Annotated in this window: 18 protein-coding genes; 8 read left to right on the forward strand and 10 right to left on the reverse strand. The window is 64.0% G+C overall.

Features of this window, described 5'->3' with window-relative positions:
• Positions 1 to 52 precede the first annotated feature (52 nt).
• From DPQ64_RS03035 to DPQ64_RS19715, 3 genes are all read right to left on the reverse strand, one after another.
• Positions 53 to 652 (reverse strand): homing endonuclease associated repeat-containing protein, encoded by a 600-nt coding sequence (locus DPQ64_RS03035; RefSeq protein ID WP_115862885.1) that lies wholly within the window; start codon positions 650 to 652, stop codon positions 53 to 55.
• Between the two features lie 95 nt (positions 653 to 747).
• Positions 748 to 1,116 (reverse strand): type IV pilin, encoded by a 369-nt coding sequence (locus DPQ64_RS19470; RefSeq protein WP_115862886.1) that lies wholly within the window; start codon positions 1,114 to 1,116, stop codon positions 748 to 750.
• Positions 1,117 to 1,121: 5 nt separating this feature from the next.
• A complete protein-coding gene (locus tag DPQ64_RS19715) occupies positions 1,122 to 1,475 on the reverse strand; it encodes a type IV pilin (RefSeq protein ID WP_115862887.1) in 354 nt (117 codons plus the stop codon).
• 336 nt (positions 1,476 to 1,811) lie between these two features.
• Here DPQ64_RS19715 and DPQ64_RS03050 point away from each other — a divergent pair, with 336 nt between their 5' ends.
• Together DPQ64_RS03050 and DPQ64_RS03055 are read left to right on the forward strand one after the other, a co-directional pair.
• Complete coding sequence (locus tag DPQ64_RS03050; protein WP_115862888.1) at positions 1,812 to 2,387, forward strand: homing endonuclease associated repeat-containing protein; 576 nt, start codon at positions 1,812 to 1,814, stop codon at positions 2,385 to 2,387.
• A gap of 74 nt (positions 2,388 to 2,461) precedes the next feature.
• Positions 2,462 to 3,013 (forward strand): hypothetical protein, encoded by a 552-nt coding sequence (locus tag DPQ64_RS03055; protein WP_115862889.1) that lies wholly within the window; start codon positions 2,462 to 2,464, stop codon positions 3,011 to 3,013.
• 33 nt (positions 3,014 to 3,046) lie between these two features.
• Here the strand turns inward: DPQ64_RS03055 and DPQ64_RS03060 are convergent, their stop codons facing one another.
• The 3 genes from DPQ64_RS03060 to DPQ64_RS03070 all read right to left on the reverse strand — a co-directional run bounded on the left by DPQ64_RS03060 (position 3,047) and on the right by DPQ64_RS03070 (position 4,467).
• The gene (locus DPQ64_RS03060) at positions 3,047 to 3,403 is read right to left on the reverse strand and encodes a hypothetical protein (protein ID WP_115862890.1); all 357 of its coding nucleotides are present in this window, start codon (positions 3,401 to 3,403) and stop codon (positions 3,047 to 3,049) included.
• Between the two features lie 155 nt (positions 3,404 to 3,558).
• On the reverse strand, positions 3,559 to 3,906 hold the full coding sequence (locus DPQ64_RS03065; RefSeq protein ID WP_157971563.1) for a hypothetical protein: 348 nt from the start codon (positions 3,904 to 3,906) through the stop codon (positions 3,559 to 3,561).
• A gap of 276 nt (positions 3,907 to 4,182) precedes the next feature.
• Positions 4,183 to 4,467: a DUF357 domain-containing protein gene (locus DPQ64_RS03070; RefSeq protein WP_115862892.1), complete on the reverse strand. Its 285-nt coding sequence runs from the start codon at positions 4,465 to 4,467 to the stop codon at positions 4,183 to 4,185.
• 629 nt (positions 4,468 to 5,096) lie between these two features.
• Between DPQ64_RS03070 and grxC the strand changes: the two genes are divergently transcribed.
• The gene (gene grxC / locus DPQ64_RS03075) at positions 5,097 to 6,434 is read left to right on the forward strand and encodes a glutaredoxin 3 (RefSeq protein WP_115862893.1); all 1,338 of its coding nucleotides are present in this window, start codon (positions 5,097 to 5,099) and stop codon (positions 6,432 to 6,434) included.
• Positions 6,435 to 6,470: 36 nt separating this feature from the next.
• Here the strand turns inward: grxC and DPQ64_RS03080 are convergent, their stop codons facing one another.
• Complete coding sequence (locus tag DPQ64_RS03080) at positions 6,471 to 7,940, reverse strand: MATE family efflux transporter (RefSeq protein WP_115862894.1); 1,470 nt, start codon at positions 7,938 to 7,940, stop codon at positions 6,471 to 6,473.
• 31 nt (positions 7,941 to 7,971) lie between these two features.
• The gene (locus DPQ64_RS03085) at positions 7,972 to 8,556 is read right to left on the reverse strand and encodes a TetR/AcrR family transcriptional regulator (RefSeq protein ID WP_115862895.1); all 585 of its coding nucleotides are present in this window, start codon (positions 8,554 to 8,556) and stop codon (positions 7,972 to 7,974) included.
• 145 nt (positions 8,557 to 8,701) lie between these two features.
• Here DPQ64_RS03085 and DPQ64_RS03090 point away from each other — a divergent pair, with 145 nt between their 5' ends.
• Positions 8,702 to 9,001, forward strand: coding sequence for a DUF7545 family protein (locus tag DPQ64_RS03090; protein WP_115862896.1), 300 nt, complete (start codon positions 8,702 to 8,704; stop codon positions 8,999 to 9,001).
• A gap of 108 nt (positions 9,002 to 9,109) precedes the next feature.
• On the opposite strand, the gene DPQ64_RS03095 is transcribed toward DPQ64_RS03090, so the two are convergent.
• Entirely contained in the window at positions 9,110 to 10,063 is a 954-nt protein-coding gene (locus DPQ64_RS03095) for a DUF7282 domain-containing protein (protein WP_157971564.1), read from the reverse strand.
• A 449-nt stretch (positions 10,064 to 10,512) separates the two neighbouring features.
• Here DPQ64_RS03095 and DPQ64_RS03100 point away from each other — a divergent pair, with 449 nt between their 5' ends.
• From DPQ64_RS03100 to DPQ64_RS03110, 3 genes are all read left to right on the forward strand, one after another.
• Positions 10,513 to 11,052 (forward strand): twin-arginine translocation signal domain-containing protein, encoded by a 540-nt coding sequence (locus DPQ64_RS03100; protein WP_157971565.1) that lies wholly within the window; start codon positions 10,513 to 10,515, stop codon positions 11,050 to 11,052.
• Positions 11,053 to 11,071: 19 nt separating this feature from the next.
• Positions 11,072 to 11,728: a hypothetical protein gene (locus tag DPQ64_RS03105; protein ID WP_157971566.1), complete on the forward strand. Its 657-nt coding sequence runs from the start codon at positions 11,072 to 11,074 to the stop codon at positions 11,726 to 11,728.
• Between the two features lie 157 nt (positions 11,729 to 11,885).
• Positions 11,886 to 12,050: a hypothetical protein gene (locus tag DPQ64_RS03110; protein ID WP_157971567.1), complete on the forward strand. Its 165-nt coding sequence runs from the start codon at positions 11,886 to 11,888 to the stop codon at positions 12,048 to 12,050.
• A 22-nt stretch (positions 12,051 to 12,072) separates the two neighbouring features.
• On the opposite strand, the gene DPQ64_RS03115 is transcribed toward DPQ64_RS03110, so the two are convergent.
• On the reverse strand, positions 12,073 to 12,759 hold the full coding sequence (locus tag DPQ64_RS03115; RefSeq protein ID WP_115862901.1) for a 2,5-diamino-6-(ribosylamino)-4(3H)-pyrimidinone 5'-phosphate reductase: 687 nt from the start codon (positions 12,757 to 12,759) through the stop codon (positions 12,073 to 12,075).
• A 70-nt stretch (positions 12,760 to 12,829) separates the two neighbouring features.
• Between DPQ64_RS03115 and DPQ64_RS03120 the strand changes: the two genes are divergently transcribed.
• A complete protein-coding gene (locus DPQ64_RS03120; protein ID WP_198661988.1) occupies positions 12,830 to 14,176 on the forward strand; it encodes an aryl-sulfate sulfotransferase in 1,347 nt (448 codons plus the stop codon).
• The last annotated feature ends 168 nt before the right edge of the window (positions 14,177 to 14,344 follow it).

The raw sequence follows: 14,344 nt of genomic DNA on the forward strand, positions 1-14,344 counted from the left end.
ACGCCGGTATTTCACCGAACTGCCGACTCGACGCCGAGGACCCGTCGGAGCGCTAGCCCGACGAGTCGTCGGCCGCGTCGTCGGTCCGGTTTTCTTTCGGAGCGCCGCTCCGGTCTCCGTCGAGGTCCGCGGCGTCGAGCGCCTGCCGCCACGACCCGAATCGGCGGTGGTAGGTCACCGGCGCGTACGCACCCGTCTCGTCCATCTCGGCGGCCTTGGGAGCGCGGCCGAGTTCGTCGGCGAGGCGCTCGATCTCCCGGAGGAGTTGGTCTTCCGAGATGCCGTCGTTGGTGTCGAGCATCGCCTCGCGGAGCGCGTTCGACCAGCTGCCGAACCGGAGCTGGTACGTCCGATTCGAGTACTGGCCGCGCTCGGTCATGTCGCGCTGGGTCGGCGGCTGACCGAGTTCGGTGTAGAGGCGCTGGAGTTCGGCCAGCAGTTCGCGGTCGGGGATGCGCTTGGTTCCCATCTCGTCGGGGTCGAGCCCGGCGGCCTCCAGCGCTTCGTTCCAGCCGCCGAACACCTCCTGATACTGCTCGGGCGCGTACTCACCCGCCTCGTGCATGTCCACGACCGTCGGGGTCTTGCCGAGGCGGGCGGCCAGCGACTGGAGGGCCGACCGGAGCTTCTCCGGGGATGCGTGCTGGCTCATTGGTTTCGAAGTAGTATTTATTAGTATTAAATATGTCTGTTCCGGGATAACCGCTACATAGTGGTCGGCGAAACGGAGAAAAGGCGGGAGTTCAGTTAGTTGAACGTGTAGACTGTCGCGTTCTGTGCTCCAGAACCGCCGTGGCTGAAGGCTACGATCGAGTTCGCACCACTACAACTGATAGATTCGCCAACGTTGTCCGTCCAATCGCCCGAGGAAAGGTCATTAGAGGTGTCCGAACACTTGATGCCGTCAGTGTTGTCGCCGAGCGACGTGAGCGTTGCTGTGTTTCCAGCAGAGGTGGAGACGCCCGCCGACGACTGCTGACTCGCCGCGTTCTGTCCGAGGTCGAGCACGAAGGTCCCGATGACCGCGGCGAGTATCACAGTTATCGCTACCATCAGGATGACCCCGATGACCGGCGAAACCGCGTCGTCATCCGTGAAGAGTTCTTTCAGTTTCATGGGAGTTAGTTGAACGTGTAGACCGCGGCATCTTCCACGTCACTTCCGGTCGCAACTACCGAGTTCGAGCTTGGGCACGTAATCGACTCCCCGACGGTCGAGGTCTGACCGTCACCATCGAGGTCCCCCGAGCTCGAACATTTGATGCCGTCCGTACCGGGACCAAGCGAGGTCAGCGTCGCGGTATCTCCCTCGACCGAAACACCTGCGCTTGCTTGCTGACTCGCTGCATTCTGGCCGAGGTCGAGCACGAACGTGCCGATGACGGCCGCCAGGATGACGGTGATCGCCACCATCAGGATGACCCCGATGACCGGCGAAACCGCATCTTCGTCTCCGATGAAGTTTTTCAGGTTCATGATTTGTTCTCTGGCACGTTTTCACGCTTGAGAACTGCCGGTTGGTTTATATCGCCACACGAGAAACGTATTCTCGTCGGCTTGGGGTCCTCTCACCGCCGCCCCTGTCCGGCACTTCTCTGGCGAAGAGACGTGCTTGCGATGAGCGTTCACATCCTTAGTATAAAAAGACTCCCCCACCTGAAAATGAAATTATCTATTAGCCGCTCACTGCCAAAATAGAAACAGGCGTGGGATAAAAAACCCCGTCAGACTCTTTTCTATCTTCCGGCTGACTTGAATACATCAGTTTGACAAGATAAGCATTTAAGCTACCGGCGCTTGATTGCATCGATAATGAGTCAGCCCGCCAAGTCATCCGCTACGGACCACGGGCCGCCGGACAGAGACACTCTCCTCACACATCTCCAATCGCTCGCTGCCGTCCTCGGGAAAACGCCCACCGTCGTGGATATCCACAAAGACGACACTACCCCCTTCGCGCCGACCGAGTACCTCGACACCTTCGGCGATTGGGACACCGCGCTCAGGGAGGCGGGCCTCGACCCCACCGCCACCACCACGAAGATTCCGGACCACGAACTGCTGGCCGAACTCCAGCGCCTCTACACCGAACTCGGGTCGCCGCCGTCGCGCACAGACATGGTCGAGCGCGGCCGGTTTTCGGATACGGTCTATCGGAATCGATTCGGAAGCTGGAACGAGGCGTTGCAGCAAGCCATGCTCGACACGAACGAACTCGACGACTCGGACCTCCTCCGAGAACTCGAACGCGTCGCCCACGAACTGGACTGCATCCCCACTGCCGACGAGATGCGTGAGTACGGGAAGCATCGGCCTGTAACGTACCACCGGAGATTTGGCTCGTGGCAACGAGCGCTCGACGTGGCTGATTTTTCGACAGAAGAGTAGTGCTCGCTGCTGCTCGGTCGACAGCCATCACCCCTAAACCTACGCCAACCTTCCTTCCCTGCGGGGGAAATCCAATGGCAAATCCGTACCACGACCAGCCGCGGCGCGACGCAGCGGACAGAGACGGAGTCCACGACACCGGCGCGGACGAGATGGACTGGACCGAGCGCGACCGGGATCGCGACCACTCCAGCGGCCACGGCCAGTCCGACCAGCGACACCAACGCCACCGCGGGCAGTCCGGCGAGCGCGACCGAAATCGAAGTGGAAACCGACACCGAAGCGGCGGTCGCAGCGGACACCACGGCGGCCAGACCAACGACCGGCGATACGGCAGTCGTCGGAGCGCCAGCAGCCGAACCGGTAGCGAGCAGGGCAACCCCACCGAGGGAAGCCAGCGCGGGCGAAACCGCGAGTCGGGCGTCTCCGGGCGGATGACCGGTCAGCGCGGGGCGGCCAGCCGCCACTCCGAGCCGAGCGATTCGTCGTCTCGGACGGACACCGCCAGCGGCGGTCAGCACCGCCACGGCGGCGACCGCGGACCCTCGGAGCGCGACCGCCGCTACGGGAGCCGCCGCGGGCACGGAAGCCAGCGCCACACCGAGCGCCGCCACTCCTCGAACTGATTCACGCGAAGCGCCGGGTCACTTGCCCACGGGTCAGCGCGACTCGTCGAGGAAGCGATAGACGACCACCGCGACGAACGCGACGCTGATCGCACCGGTCGCGACGCCGAACGTCGGGTAGGTCATGCCGTCGAGCGCCCAGACGACCCCGAGCACGAACGCGTAGGCGACGCCGACGAGGTAGAGCACCGGTCGAAAGAGCCGCGTCGGGAAGACGGCGACGCCGACGAGGAAGCCGATTCCGGCCACGACGAACGGCGGCCGAGCCTCGGTCACGCCCAGATACAGGTGGATTCCCGCGAGTGAGACGGCCAGCGCGACGACGAGCAGGTCGAGACGGCACCCGAACTCGGGGCGCACCAGTCCCCACGAGCGCGAACGGTCCGCCATAGAAGTGGTTACACGCGCTTCGTGTTAGACTTTCGGCGAGATTCCGACGCCGCTCCGACTTCGGCGACCGACGCAGTACCGCGTCACCCGCGCCAGAAACAGCAGCCTTCTCGCGAGCCGGCCCATGCCGATCCTATCGCATGACCTACACGACCTCAGTCCATGTCACGAAGTATTATCTCTCCCGTGCTTCCGCCCACCTCGATTGAAACGACGTACGTCCCAGTCGCTGGAACCTCGAACCGTTCGTTTTCGTTACTCGCTGCGGCTATCTCCTCGCCCGTCTCGGCCCGATGAACGTAACCGGTGACGGTACCGATGTCGTCTGTCCTCTCGACTTCGAGTCGCATCTGATTGCCCGCTTCGAGTTCGACTTCCCACTCCTTCGTCGGCGAGGTTGCCGAGATCTGGGTCTCGTGTAGCACTGCGTCACCCTGAAGACAGCCGGATATCGCTGCCGTACCGGCCCCAGCTATCGCACCCAGGTAGCTCCGTCTGTTCATACGCTCCCCTATATTTTAACGAAAAATAAATTTTATCCTATATATGAATTCGGCCAACTGCGGTCCACGCACCTCGCTGATTGTTTCGAGGGGCTCCACGGTCTCGGACCGAGAGTCAAATTCTGTTCTGCTCTCGCACCCTCCTAATCCCACTGCGGAGTCCCGTGAGCACGTACCACAGACCGACCTCGATCACGAAGAGCTGAAGCAGTCGGGAGTCAGAAGCGCACCGTCGAAGCCGGATAGTGATAGCGACGGAGCGGGCGAATCCGCGGCTCAGACCGTGAACAGGTGACCCTCGCGGGGCACGTCGAACAGGCCGATTCGCGCGCCCGCATCCAGCCACGCGTGGCCGTACGAGAACGACGCGAGCGCGTTCACGGGGTCGCCGTCTTCGCGGAAGTGCCGGCCGTCTTCGAGGTACGACTCGGCCATCTCCAGACACTCCGCGGCCGCCTCGCCCATCGGGGTGTCCGCGTGCGGCGCGACTTCCGCGGCGTCGAGCGCCTCTGCGAGTAAGCCCTCGTAGCGGTCGGTTTTCTCCTCGAGGTCGGCGGTCATGCGAGCAACCAGAGGGGGTAGAAGGGTAAGCGCTTCGGGTCTCCTCGCCGTTCGGTTCGGCGCTACCGGATCACGGTCGTCGAACCGGGGTCTCCGAGTTCGTCCGGATCGATGTAGAAGTCTCCGATCTCGGTCTCGTCTATCTCGTCTCTCAAAGTTCGAAATGTCAGTACAGCGTTATAAGCATTCCGTCGAGGAGCGTGGCGATTCCCGGTGAAAACGCTGCCAGTGAATACGTTATCCAGCGATGCTTCTTATTGCTCTTGCGGATACCGTCGGTTATCCGTTTCGGATACCCGGTCGTCAGGAACCAATCGAGATACTCCTTCTCCCGGACTTTGTATCGCGTGAGTTTTCGAAATGCCTCGGTCCGAATGCCACCGCCACGGACTGAATCCTGTAGGCTTCGATAGCAAACGAAGCAGACGCGATGAACGACGCGACGGAGTCGAGGTGTCGGTTCTGCGTTTCGTCGGTTTCTGATTCGTCAGCCATCGGTTCCCCGTCCCCCTTACTTATCCCTATCACACTCATAAATTTACGCACGGATGCCCCGATTCACGAACGCGAAACCGGAAACTCGACGCGACAACACAAGCTAAATACGCGCCCCATCACAATATTGTATCATGAGCGAACACCCCCACGTCGAGATCTACACGAAGGAGAACTGTCCGTACTGCGAGAAGGCCAAAGACCTGTTCGACTCGAAGGGCGTCGACTACGAGACGTACAACGTGACCGGCGACGAGGAACTGTTCGACGAGATGGTCGAGCGCGCGGACGGCCGCCAGACCGCGCCGGAGGTCTTCATCGACGACGAACTGATCGGCGGGTGGGACGACACGCAGGCGCTCGCCGAGTCGGGAGAACTCGACGAGAAGTTGGGGATCGCCGACGAGGAGACGGGCGACAACGGTACTGAGGCGGGGCCGGAACACCGCCGCATGATAATCGCCGGAAGCGGTATCGCGGGGCTGACCGCCGCCATCTACGCCGCCCGGTCGAACAACGACCCGCTCGTGCTGGAGGGCGACGAGCCCGGCGGCCAGTTGACCCTGACGACCGACGTGGAGAACTACCCCGGCTTCCCCGAGGGCATCAGCGGCCCGGACCTCATCAACCAGATGAAAGAGCAGGCCGAGCGCTTCGGCGCGGCGGTCCGCAACGGCGTCATCGCCGACGTGGACGACTCCTCCCGGCCGTACCGCGTCGAACTCTCGAACGGCGACGTGTACACCGCCGACGCGTTCATCGCCGCCTCGGGTGCGAGCGCGCGCACCCTCGGTATCCCCGGCGAAGACGAGCTGATGGGCTACGGCGTCTCGACCTGCGCGACCTGCGACGGCGCGTTCTTCCGCGACGAGGAGATGATCGTCGTCGGCGGCGGCGACGCCGCGTTCGAGGAGGCCGACTTCCTCACCAAGTTCGCCGACACGGTGTATCTGGTCCACCGCCGCGAGGAGTTCCGCGCCGAGGACTACTGGGTCGACCGCCTGCAGGAGAAGGTCGACGCGGGCGACGTGGAGATCATCAAGAACACGGAGGTCACGGAGATTCACGGCTCGGTCGAGGAGGGCGTCGACGACGCCGAACTGGTGCGGCATCCGGAGGGGTACCCGAGCGACAAGCTCGACGACCCCGAGACCGAGACGTTCGAGATGGACGTGGGCGCGGTGTTCCTCGCCATCGGCCACACGCCCAACACCGACTACCTCGAGGATACGGCCGTCGAGATGGACGACGCGGGCTACATCAAGACCGAGGGCGGGACGGGCGGCGGCCAGACCAAGACCGGCGTGCCGGGGATCTTCGGCGCTGGCGACGTGGTCGACTTCCACTACCAGCAGGCTGTGACCGCCGCGGGGATGGGTTGTAAGGCCGCGCTCGACGCCGACGACTACCTCGAAACGACGGAACTGGAAGCGCAAGCGGGCGCGACCGGAGCCGCCGCGAGCGACGACTGAGCGGTCGATTCGGTCTCTTCTCCGCGCCGTTCGCAGTCAGTCGTCGGTCACGGGAACTTCGCCGTCTTCACCGCCGGGAGTCCCCGGTCCGGAACCCTGCTCCGGGCTCCCCCGAACGTCGCCCTCGCGCCACGTGCCGCGTCGGAACCACAGCCACGCGATGACCGCCCCGGCGACGTTCGACACGAAGAACGCGAGCCAGATTCCCTCAGCGCCGAGCCAGAACTCCGAGGCCACGTACGCGACCGGGAGGCGGATTCCGGCGAGCGTGACGATGGAGATGACGGCGGCCACCAGGGTTTCGCCCGCGCCACGGAATCCGCCGGTGAACGCGCGCATGATGCCGATGAACCCGAACGAGAGCGAGACGTACTTGAGGAAGGTTGCGCCGGCGTCTATCACCGCGGCGTCGTTCGTGAACACCGCGACGATGGGTCGGGGCACGAAGAAGATGGCCACGCCGGCGACGGCGAGGACGGCGAACAGCACCCTCGCGGCGACGTAGTTGGCTCGCTGGGCGCGGTCGTACTTTCCCGCCCCGATGTTCTGACCGGTCATCGTCTCGACGCCGCGGGCGACGGCGATAGCGGGCAGGAAGATGACCGAGAACACGCGCGTCCCGATGCCGTACGCGGCGACGACCGTCGTGGAGTACAGCCCGACGATGAGCAACAGCGCGTTAATCGACAGCGCTCGTCCGGTACCCTCGACGCTGGCCGGCACGCCGATGGCGAGTATCTTGCGGAGGTACTCGAAGTCCGGACGCATGTCCGAGAGGTTGATCTGGATGCCTCGACTTCCCGAGAGCATGATGGCGACGCCGACCAGCATGGCGAGACTCCGAGAGAAGACGGTGGCGATGGCCGCGCCTTCGATGCCGAGTGCGGGGAAGCCGACGGTGCCCACGAGTGGCGCGTTCTCGACGACGGTCCAGCCGTGGATGAGGAACGGGTCGAGAATCACGTTGATCACGACCGTCCCGCCCATGACGAACATCGGCGTGATGGTGTCGCCAGCACCGCGCATGAGCGCGATGAACACGAAGAAGCCGAACATGAACGGGAGGCCGAGCGCGATGACCTGCATGTAGGCGGTCGCGCCGGGGAGCACGTCGGGCGAGGCCCCGAGGAAGTCCAGAAACGGCCTGACGAACGGGTAGCCGACCGCGCCGAGGACGGCAGACACGATGAACGCGAACGAGACGGTCTGGGAGGCGGCGTACTCGGCTTCTTCGGTCTCGTCGGCACCGGTGTGTTGGGCGACGAGCACGCTCCCCGCGACCGACAGCCCCATCCCCAGCGAGATGAGCAGGAACACCATCGGGAACGCGAACGAGATGGCCGCGAGCGCTTCCGTGGAGTACTGGCCGAGCCAGAACGTGTCCGCGAGGTTGTACGCGGTCTGCATCAGGTTCGTGACGACGATGGGCAGCGAGAGGAAAAAGAGCGGCTTGACGATGCCGCCCTCCGTGAGTTCGAGCTCGTCCTGCCCCTTGAAGAAGCTCACGCGGCCACCTCCATCAGAGTGGTCGAGCGGCTCACGCGGCCACCTCCGGCGCGTAGCCGAGTCGCTGGTCGAGATACTCCTCGACCAGTGCTCGCGTCTCGGCGGGCGACTCGTCGAGCGCGACTTCGCGGACGGTCATCCCGTTGATGCCGGTGACGACGAACCGCGCAACCGTGTCGGGATCGGCCGCCTCGAACTCCCCCGACTCGATGCCGTCTCGGACCGCCGACGCGACGACCTCGCGCATGCGCCGGTCCATCTCGACGAACCGCTCGCGGTAGGCGTCGTTGTACGGGGCCTGGGATTTGAGTTCCACGAGCGCGATGGGGAACTCGCCGGTGTCGTCCTGCGCCGGGGCGAATATCGCGTCGAAGAACGCGTCGAGTCGCGTGCGCGGGTCGCTGGACTCGCTGGCGAGCCGTTCTCCGAACCTGTCGAGGAAGTCGTCGAGGAAGGCGTTCAGCAGCTCCTCCTTCGTGTCGAAGTGGTAGTGGAGCGTGGCCTTCGACAGCGACGACTCGTCGGCGATTCGCTGCATCGTCAGGTCGGCGTACCCGTGTTTGCAGAGTGCGCGATAGGTCGCCTCCAGAATCTCGGTAGAAACGTCATCGTCCATTCGTTATCGAGCTTACTGACTGGTTAGTCAAAAGACTTGTGAACGGGGAAGTCCGTTTCCGGCGACCCCGTACCGCGTGACCGACCCAGATCCGCGCTTCGGCCCACATCCGCACTTCTTTACGTTCGGCCGCGGAAGGGACGGTATGGCAGACGCAGACGTCGAGACGGTTACGTACACCATCGAATCGCCCGACGGCAACACCGAAGAACTCACCGTGCCCGCCGGGGTCGTCGACCTGCTCCGCGAGGACGAAGAGGAGACCGACACCGAAGTGCTGGGCGACCTCGCCACGCTGTCGCTGACCCAGCAAGCCCACGCGCTCGTCCACCACTCGCCCGGCGACACCGGGGAGGAGGTTCAGGCCCTCGAACAGAAGGCGCTGGAACTGTTCGAGGAGCGGTTCGGCCAGTCGTTCGAGGAGATGACCGGCCACTCCCACTGAGGCCGAAGCGGAGCCCCGACTCGACCGAACGCGGAACCGGAATTCCCAACCCGAACGCAAAACTGCGCCGACTGATGGCCGGGGGCAGCGGTTGTCGTAGTCAGCGTCTCACCGCCTTTCCCCGTTCTCCCGATCCTCTCTGCTCCCCTGGTCGTCACCGCTCTCCACCGTAACGTTGGCCGCGTCGTTGACTGCTAACTGGCCGTTGGGCTGTCTGTACGGCCCGTCCGCAGTTCGATTCGAGGACAGGAAGTCGAACTGCCGGTTCTCGTTCGAGTCGCGGTACACGAGAACGTAGAGTCGACCGGACTCGTTTAACGCGTCGTCGAGTTCGACGGTGACGTTCCGATGCGTTCCCGCCTCGAGGAAGCCGGACGTTCCGAGCATGCTTTCGACCACGTCACCCCGGACGAGACTCGCGTCGTGAACCACGGCGAAACCGCCATCGGGCGCGGTTACGGCGTCAACGACGACCGATGTCCCGTCCCCGGTCTGGTTCTCGAAGATGACGCTCGCCTCGTCGGTCTCCACGGAAGTCGTCGCGTCCGGCCCTTCAGGCGTCGTTTCTCCGGTTGTCGTTTCCCCCGGCAGCGTCTCCTCGGGCGTGGTCTCTTGAGCCGTGGCCTCTCCGGATGTCGTTTCGGCACCAGTCAGCGTCACGTCGGCGGTCACTTCCGCGCCCCCAGCGTAGAAGCCCTGCGTGAACGTTCCCATCGAGAATCCGGACGTTGCAGTTCCCGCGACGTCGAACGCGACCGTCGTCGCGTTACCGGCGGAAAGCTGGACGAGTCTGGAGTCGATGACGTTCCCGGCGATGCGGTAACTCACTCGCTGGACGACGCTGCTGTCTCCGTCGTTCACCACCTCGGCCGAGACGCTGAAGTTCTCACCCGCTTGGATCCGATCCGGTACCGACAGGTTCCGTATCGAGATCGTTGCTTCGTCCCCGGCCACCGTCGTCGTCTCTTGGACCGCGGTGGCCGTTCCCGTTCCGGGGGCTTGTCCGACGACCGCTCCGGCTCCCACCGCCAGAAAGGCGGCGACACAGAGGACTACGGTCACTCGACGTTCTCCGTGGTTTCTCATGGTAGTATTACCCTCCGAGGTAGCCCGTTTCGACGGCGACCTCGACGGGCACCTTCGTACCTCGAAGTCACTCTCAACGGGGAGTTATAGCCACCAGATAGTTCAGGAATCATCGGCCCACTAACGCTCGACAAGAGCCGATATCCTCCGTCAACCGTCGCTGGAAACCGGCGGTCTCTCACTACTCGCGTGACGTGCATCCTGAACTCTATCGCTGTTCCCCGATGGACAGGAACGCCATCGGCGACGCGTGACCGTCCGACTGAACGCAGCATTGTAACTTGTTAACGTATACCATGAATTCGGTATTCTGCCGTACCGACGTGCAACGAGGTACTACGGATGTTCCCTATCTTGAACGGTCGTACTGCTTTATAGAACAGTATATCGTACGTACGAAAGCCCCTCGGGGGTGGAGGAGAGCTATGAACGAAAGTCAGATAGCAGACCGTATCGGGCAGTCACGTCGGTCGTTCATGAAGAAGGGCGCACTTGCGTCGAGCGCGGTCGCTCTCGGCGTCGCGAGTACCGGATCGACCACTGCGAACACTGTCCAAGACGACGGAAACGTCCCGAATCAGGTGCTGGTGTTCGCGTACGACTACAACCCGGGCCTCTCGTTCGGGGTGATCAACCGACTCCAACAACAGACAGTCAACCGCATCCTGGGCCAGAGTATCGGCGACAACGGTGACGAGGTCGTCAGCGATCCGACGGAGTACAACGGGTACATCGCTCAGTACCAGTCCGACGACGCACTCGGTGAGTACCTGCTCGTGTTCGTGCGAGAGGAAACGTTGGCCACCGACACGACCTATCAGTTCAATCCCGGCGACGCCACGTTCTTCAACACCGACATCAACCTGCTTCAGTCCGGACTCGGTAGCGGTGGTGGTGACGGCAGTAGCGATGACGATAGCGGGAATGGCGGTAGCGACGACAGCGGTGGCGACGGCGGAAACTAGACGGATGGATGAACGAACCATGACGGGACACAACGGTAAAAGGAGGAGAAGGAACGCTCTCGCGGCGGGTGCCCTCGGTTTGGGGGCCGCCGGTGGTGCGGTCGCCGTCTCCGGGAGTGGACGACCCCTCGCGATTCTGCAGGACGATGGAGACGTCCCGAATCAGGTGCTGGTGTTCGCGTACGACTACAACCCGGGCCTCTCGTTCGGGGTGATCAACCGACTCCAACAACAGACAGTCGACCGCATCCTGGGCCAGAGCGTCGGCGACAACGGTGACGAGATCGTGAGCGATCCGACGGAGTTCAACGGGTACATCGCTCAGTACCAGTCCGACGACGCACTCGGTGAGTACCTGCTCGTGTTCGTCCGGGAAGAAACGCTGGACACCGACACGACCTACCAGTTCAATCCCGGCGACGCCACGTTCTTCAACACCGACATCAACCTGCTTCAGTCCGGACTTGGTAGCGGTGGGAGTGAGGGAACGACGACCGAAGCAGAGGACGGGGAGACGACGACTGAAGCAGAGGACGGGGAAACGACGACCGAAGCGGAAGAAGGGGGGACGACGACAACAGATGGTGAGACGCCGGACGAAACGACGACGGCGCCGCCGGACGAAACGACGACGGAGGGCGTCGCCGTGGAGACCACGACATCCGGAAACGGGTGAGTCCTTTTGCCCGGCTCACCAGTCGGCGTCGTGCTTATTTTCGGAACGCGCACGTGAGACCGGAGTTTCCACGAACTCGGACGCTCCGCACAGTATTTAAATCGCTGGTTATAGCAGGGACCAACCACTCACGGGAGGAGTGCGAACGTTGGGAACGATGGGAGCGGACGGCACGCGCATCTGTGTCCGGTGCAATGACTGCTCGTTCGAGCGCGTCGTGGACCCGGACGACGGCGTCCAGCCCGCCGACGTGCTGGTCGAACACGGACAGCGGACCGGCCACACGCTCTCAATCGACCGGATCGAAGACGAAGAGGACTGATTTCGATTCGAAGTCGCGGAACTTACTCGACCACGTACTCGAGCACCACGCCGTCGTCGACGCGTTCGACGCTCCGCAGGTCGAGCTCGGGGAACTCCTCGACGAACCCCTCGCCGTCGGCCGGCGTCGGGGCGTCGCGGCCGCCGATCAGCATCGAGCCGACGAACAGCCGGAGTTCGTCGACGAGCCCCGCCTCGAACAGCGAGAAGATGAGTTCGCCGCCGCCCTCGACCATCACCTGCTCGACACTCTCCCGTTCGAGCGCGGCCAGTCCAGCGGCGAGGTCCACTCGCTGTTCGCCTGCGAAGCCCTCTCGTTGTTCGCCCGCGGTGACGACTCGCGCACCTGCGGCCTCTAATTTCTCCACGCTGTCGGCGGACGCGGCTTCGGAGACGAGAACGTAGGTCCTCGCGGCGTCGTCGAGAACTCTGGCGTCGGTCGGGGTCCGCGCCCGCGAGTCCGCGACCACGCGCGCCGGGTGGGCCGACTCGCCGCGGTCGCGCCGGGACCGTTGGCGGCCGGGGTCGTCGAGCGTGAGGTGCGGGTCGTCGGCCAGCACCGTGCCGACGCCGACCATCACGGCGTCGCTGTCGGCCCGGAGGGCGTCGACGCGGTCGAAGTCGTCCGGGCCGCTGATGGTCACCTGCTCGCGGCGGCGCGACGACAGCTTCCCGTCGACGCTCGTCGCGGCGTTGACGACCAGTTTCATACCCCGACTATCCGGTCGCCGGGAAAACAGTTTTCGGTCGATTTATGTCTTCGAGTGCGTAGGTCGAGGCGTGCGTCGGTATCGAATCGCGTTCGCGCTCATGGTCGTACTCTGTGCGGGAATTCTGGGGTACAGCTACGCCACCACGTCTGCCGGCGGGGCGGTGTCGACCTACCAGCAGCAAGCGGACCTGCCCGACGACGAGCGCACCTCTGTCGCCGAGCCGCGCGAGAACGTCACCGTAATCGCCGGTCACGGTCAGAACGGCGAATCGGCCGCGCTGGTCGCGTTCGCACCGAGCGGCGAGGTGCTGTACTACGACGACTCGTTCCACGGTTACTTCGACGTGGACCCGGTCGAGGGCGAGTCGCGAACCGTCGAGTACGTCGCCGAGCGCAACTACGCTGGCGACGACTGCGATGGACCGTGTACCATCTCGGCGGTCGAACGCGTGAACCTCACTACCGGCGAGGTCACCCCGATATACTCGCAGGTCATTCCGCAGGATCGGGGCGCGAACTGGCACGACGTCGACCGGCTCGACGACTCGCGACTGCTCGTCGGCGACATCTTCCGCGACGAGGTGTACGTCGTGAACACGACGACCGGGCTGACCGAGTGGGAGTGGACGGCCAAGACCGACTTCCCGCTGTCGGGCGGCGGGACGTACCCCGCCGACTGGGCGCACCTCAACGACGTAGAGCGACTGCCGGACGGCCGGTACATGTTCAGCCTCCGCAATCAGGATCAAGTCGTGTTCGTCGACCCCGAGACGGGCCTCCAGTCCGACTGGACGCTCGGCGCGGAGGACGAGTACGGCGTGCTCTACGAGCAGCACAACCCCGACTACGTCCCCGAGTCGCACGGCGGGCCCTCGGCCATCGTCGCCGACTCGCTCAACGACCGCATCGTGGAGTACCAGCGCGTGAACGGGAGTGACGGCGACGGTGGCGAGTGGAAGCAGTCGTGGGTCTGGTCCGACGACGAGATGAAGTGGCCCCGCGACGCCGACCGATTGCCGAACGGCAACACCCTGATCGCCGACACCAACGCCCACCGCGTGGTCGAGGTGAACGAGTCGGGCGACGTGGTCTGGCGCGCGAACACCTACGCGCCGTACGACGTAGAGCGCCTCGGCACCGGCGACGAGAGCGCGGGCGGGCGGAGCGCCGAGTCGGCCGACCTCCGGTCGCGCGGTCCGAACGACTCCGAGGAACTGAACGACACCGCCACCGTCGCGGGCTACACGCCCCGGAAGGTGACCAACAGCCTCGCGTTCGTGCTGCCGCTCTGGATGAGCTACGCCGACGCAGCGGTCGCCGTCCTCCTCGCCGTGTCTCTGCTCACGTGGGCAGTCGTCGAATACCGCAACGCCTCGGTGTCGGTGTCGTTCCGGTGGCCGGTCAGGTTCGAGTGAGCGGCCGGTAGACGGTCCAATTCGAGTAAGCAGCCCGTATTTTCGAGGTCGAGTGGACATCCCGTCTTCCGAGTCGAGTGCGCATCCCGTCTTCCGAGTCGAGTCCCGAACCGGCCGCGGGCGACCGAGTTCGCCCCTCACAACGAACACTTTTAATCCGTCCGGGCA

Origin of the sequence: Halorussus litoreus (genome assembly GCF_003382685.1) — an archaeon.
Classification (GTDB): Archaea; Halobacteriota; Halobacteria; order Halobacteriales; family Haladaptataceae; genus Halorussus; species Halorussus litoreus.

Coding starts and splice junctions, on each gene's coding strand:
- grxC (WP_115862893.1), top strand. CDS start 5,097: ATGAGCGAACACCCCCACGTCGAGATCTACACGAAGGAGAACTGTCCG.
- DPQ64_RS03065 (WP_157971563.1), bottom strand. CDS start 3,906: ATGAACAGACGGAGCTACCTGGGTGCGATAGCTGGGGCCGGTACGGCA.
- DPQ64_RS19715 (WP_115862887.1), bottom strand. CDS start 1,475: ATGAACCTGAAAAACTTCATCGGAGACGAAGATGCGGTTTCGCCGGTC.
- DPQ64_RS03090 (WP_115862896.1), top strand. CDS start 8,702: ATGGCAGACGCAGACGTCGAGACGGTTACGTACACCATCGAATCGCCC.
- DPQ64_RS19470 (WP_115862886.1), bottom strand. CDS start 1,116: ATGAAACTGAAAGAACTCTTCACGGATGACGACGCGGTTTCGCCGGTC.
- DPQ64_RS03050 (WP_115862888.1), top strand. CDS start 1,812: ATGAGTCAGCCCGCCAAGTCATCCGCTACGGACCACGGGCCGCCGGAC.
- DPQ64_RS03100 (WP_157971565.1), top strand. CDS start 10,513: ATGAACGAAAGTCAGATAGCAGACCGTATCGGGCAGTCACGTCGGTCG.
- DPQ64_RS03085 (WP_115862895.1), bottom strand. CDS start 8,556: ATGGACGATGACGTTTCTACCGAGATTCTGGAGGCGACCTATCGCGCA.
- DPQ64_RS03115 (WP_115862901.1), bottom strand. CDS start 12,759: ATGAAACTGGTCGTCAACGCCGCGACGAGCGTCGACGGGAAGCTGTCG.
- DPQ64_RS03105 (WP_157971566.1), top strand. CDS start 11,072: ATGACGGGACACAACGGTAAAAGGAGGAGAAGGAACGCTCTCGCGGCG.
- DPQ64_RS03060 (WP_115862890.1), bottom strand. CDS start 3,403: ATGGCGGACCGTTCGCGCTCGTGGGGACTGGTGCGCCCCGAGTTCGGG.
- DPQ64_RS03055 (WP_115862889.1), top strand. CDS start 2,462: ATGGCAAATCCGTACCACGACCAGCCGCGGCGCGACGCAGCGGACAGA.
- DPQ64_RS03035 (WP_115862885.1), bottom strand. CDS start 652: ATGAGCCAGCACGCATCCCCGGAGAAGCTCCGGTCGGCCCTCCAGTCG.
- DPQ64_RS03070 (WP_115862892.1), bottom strand. CDS start 4,467: ATGACCGCCGACCTCGAGGAGAAAACCGACCGCTACGAGGGCTTACTC.
- DPQ64_RS03110 (WP_157971567.1), top strand. CDS start 11,886: ATGGGAGCGGACGGCACGCGCATCTGTGTCCGGTGCAATGACTGCTCG.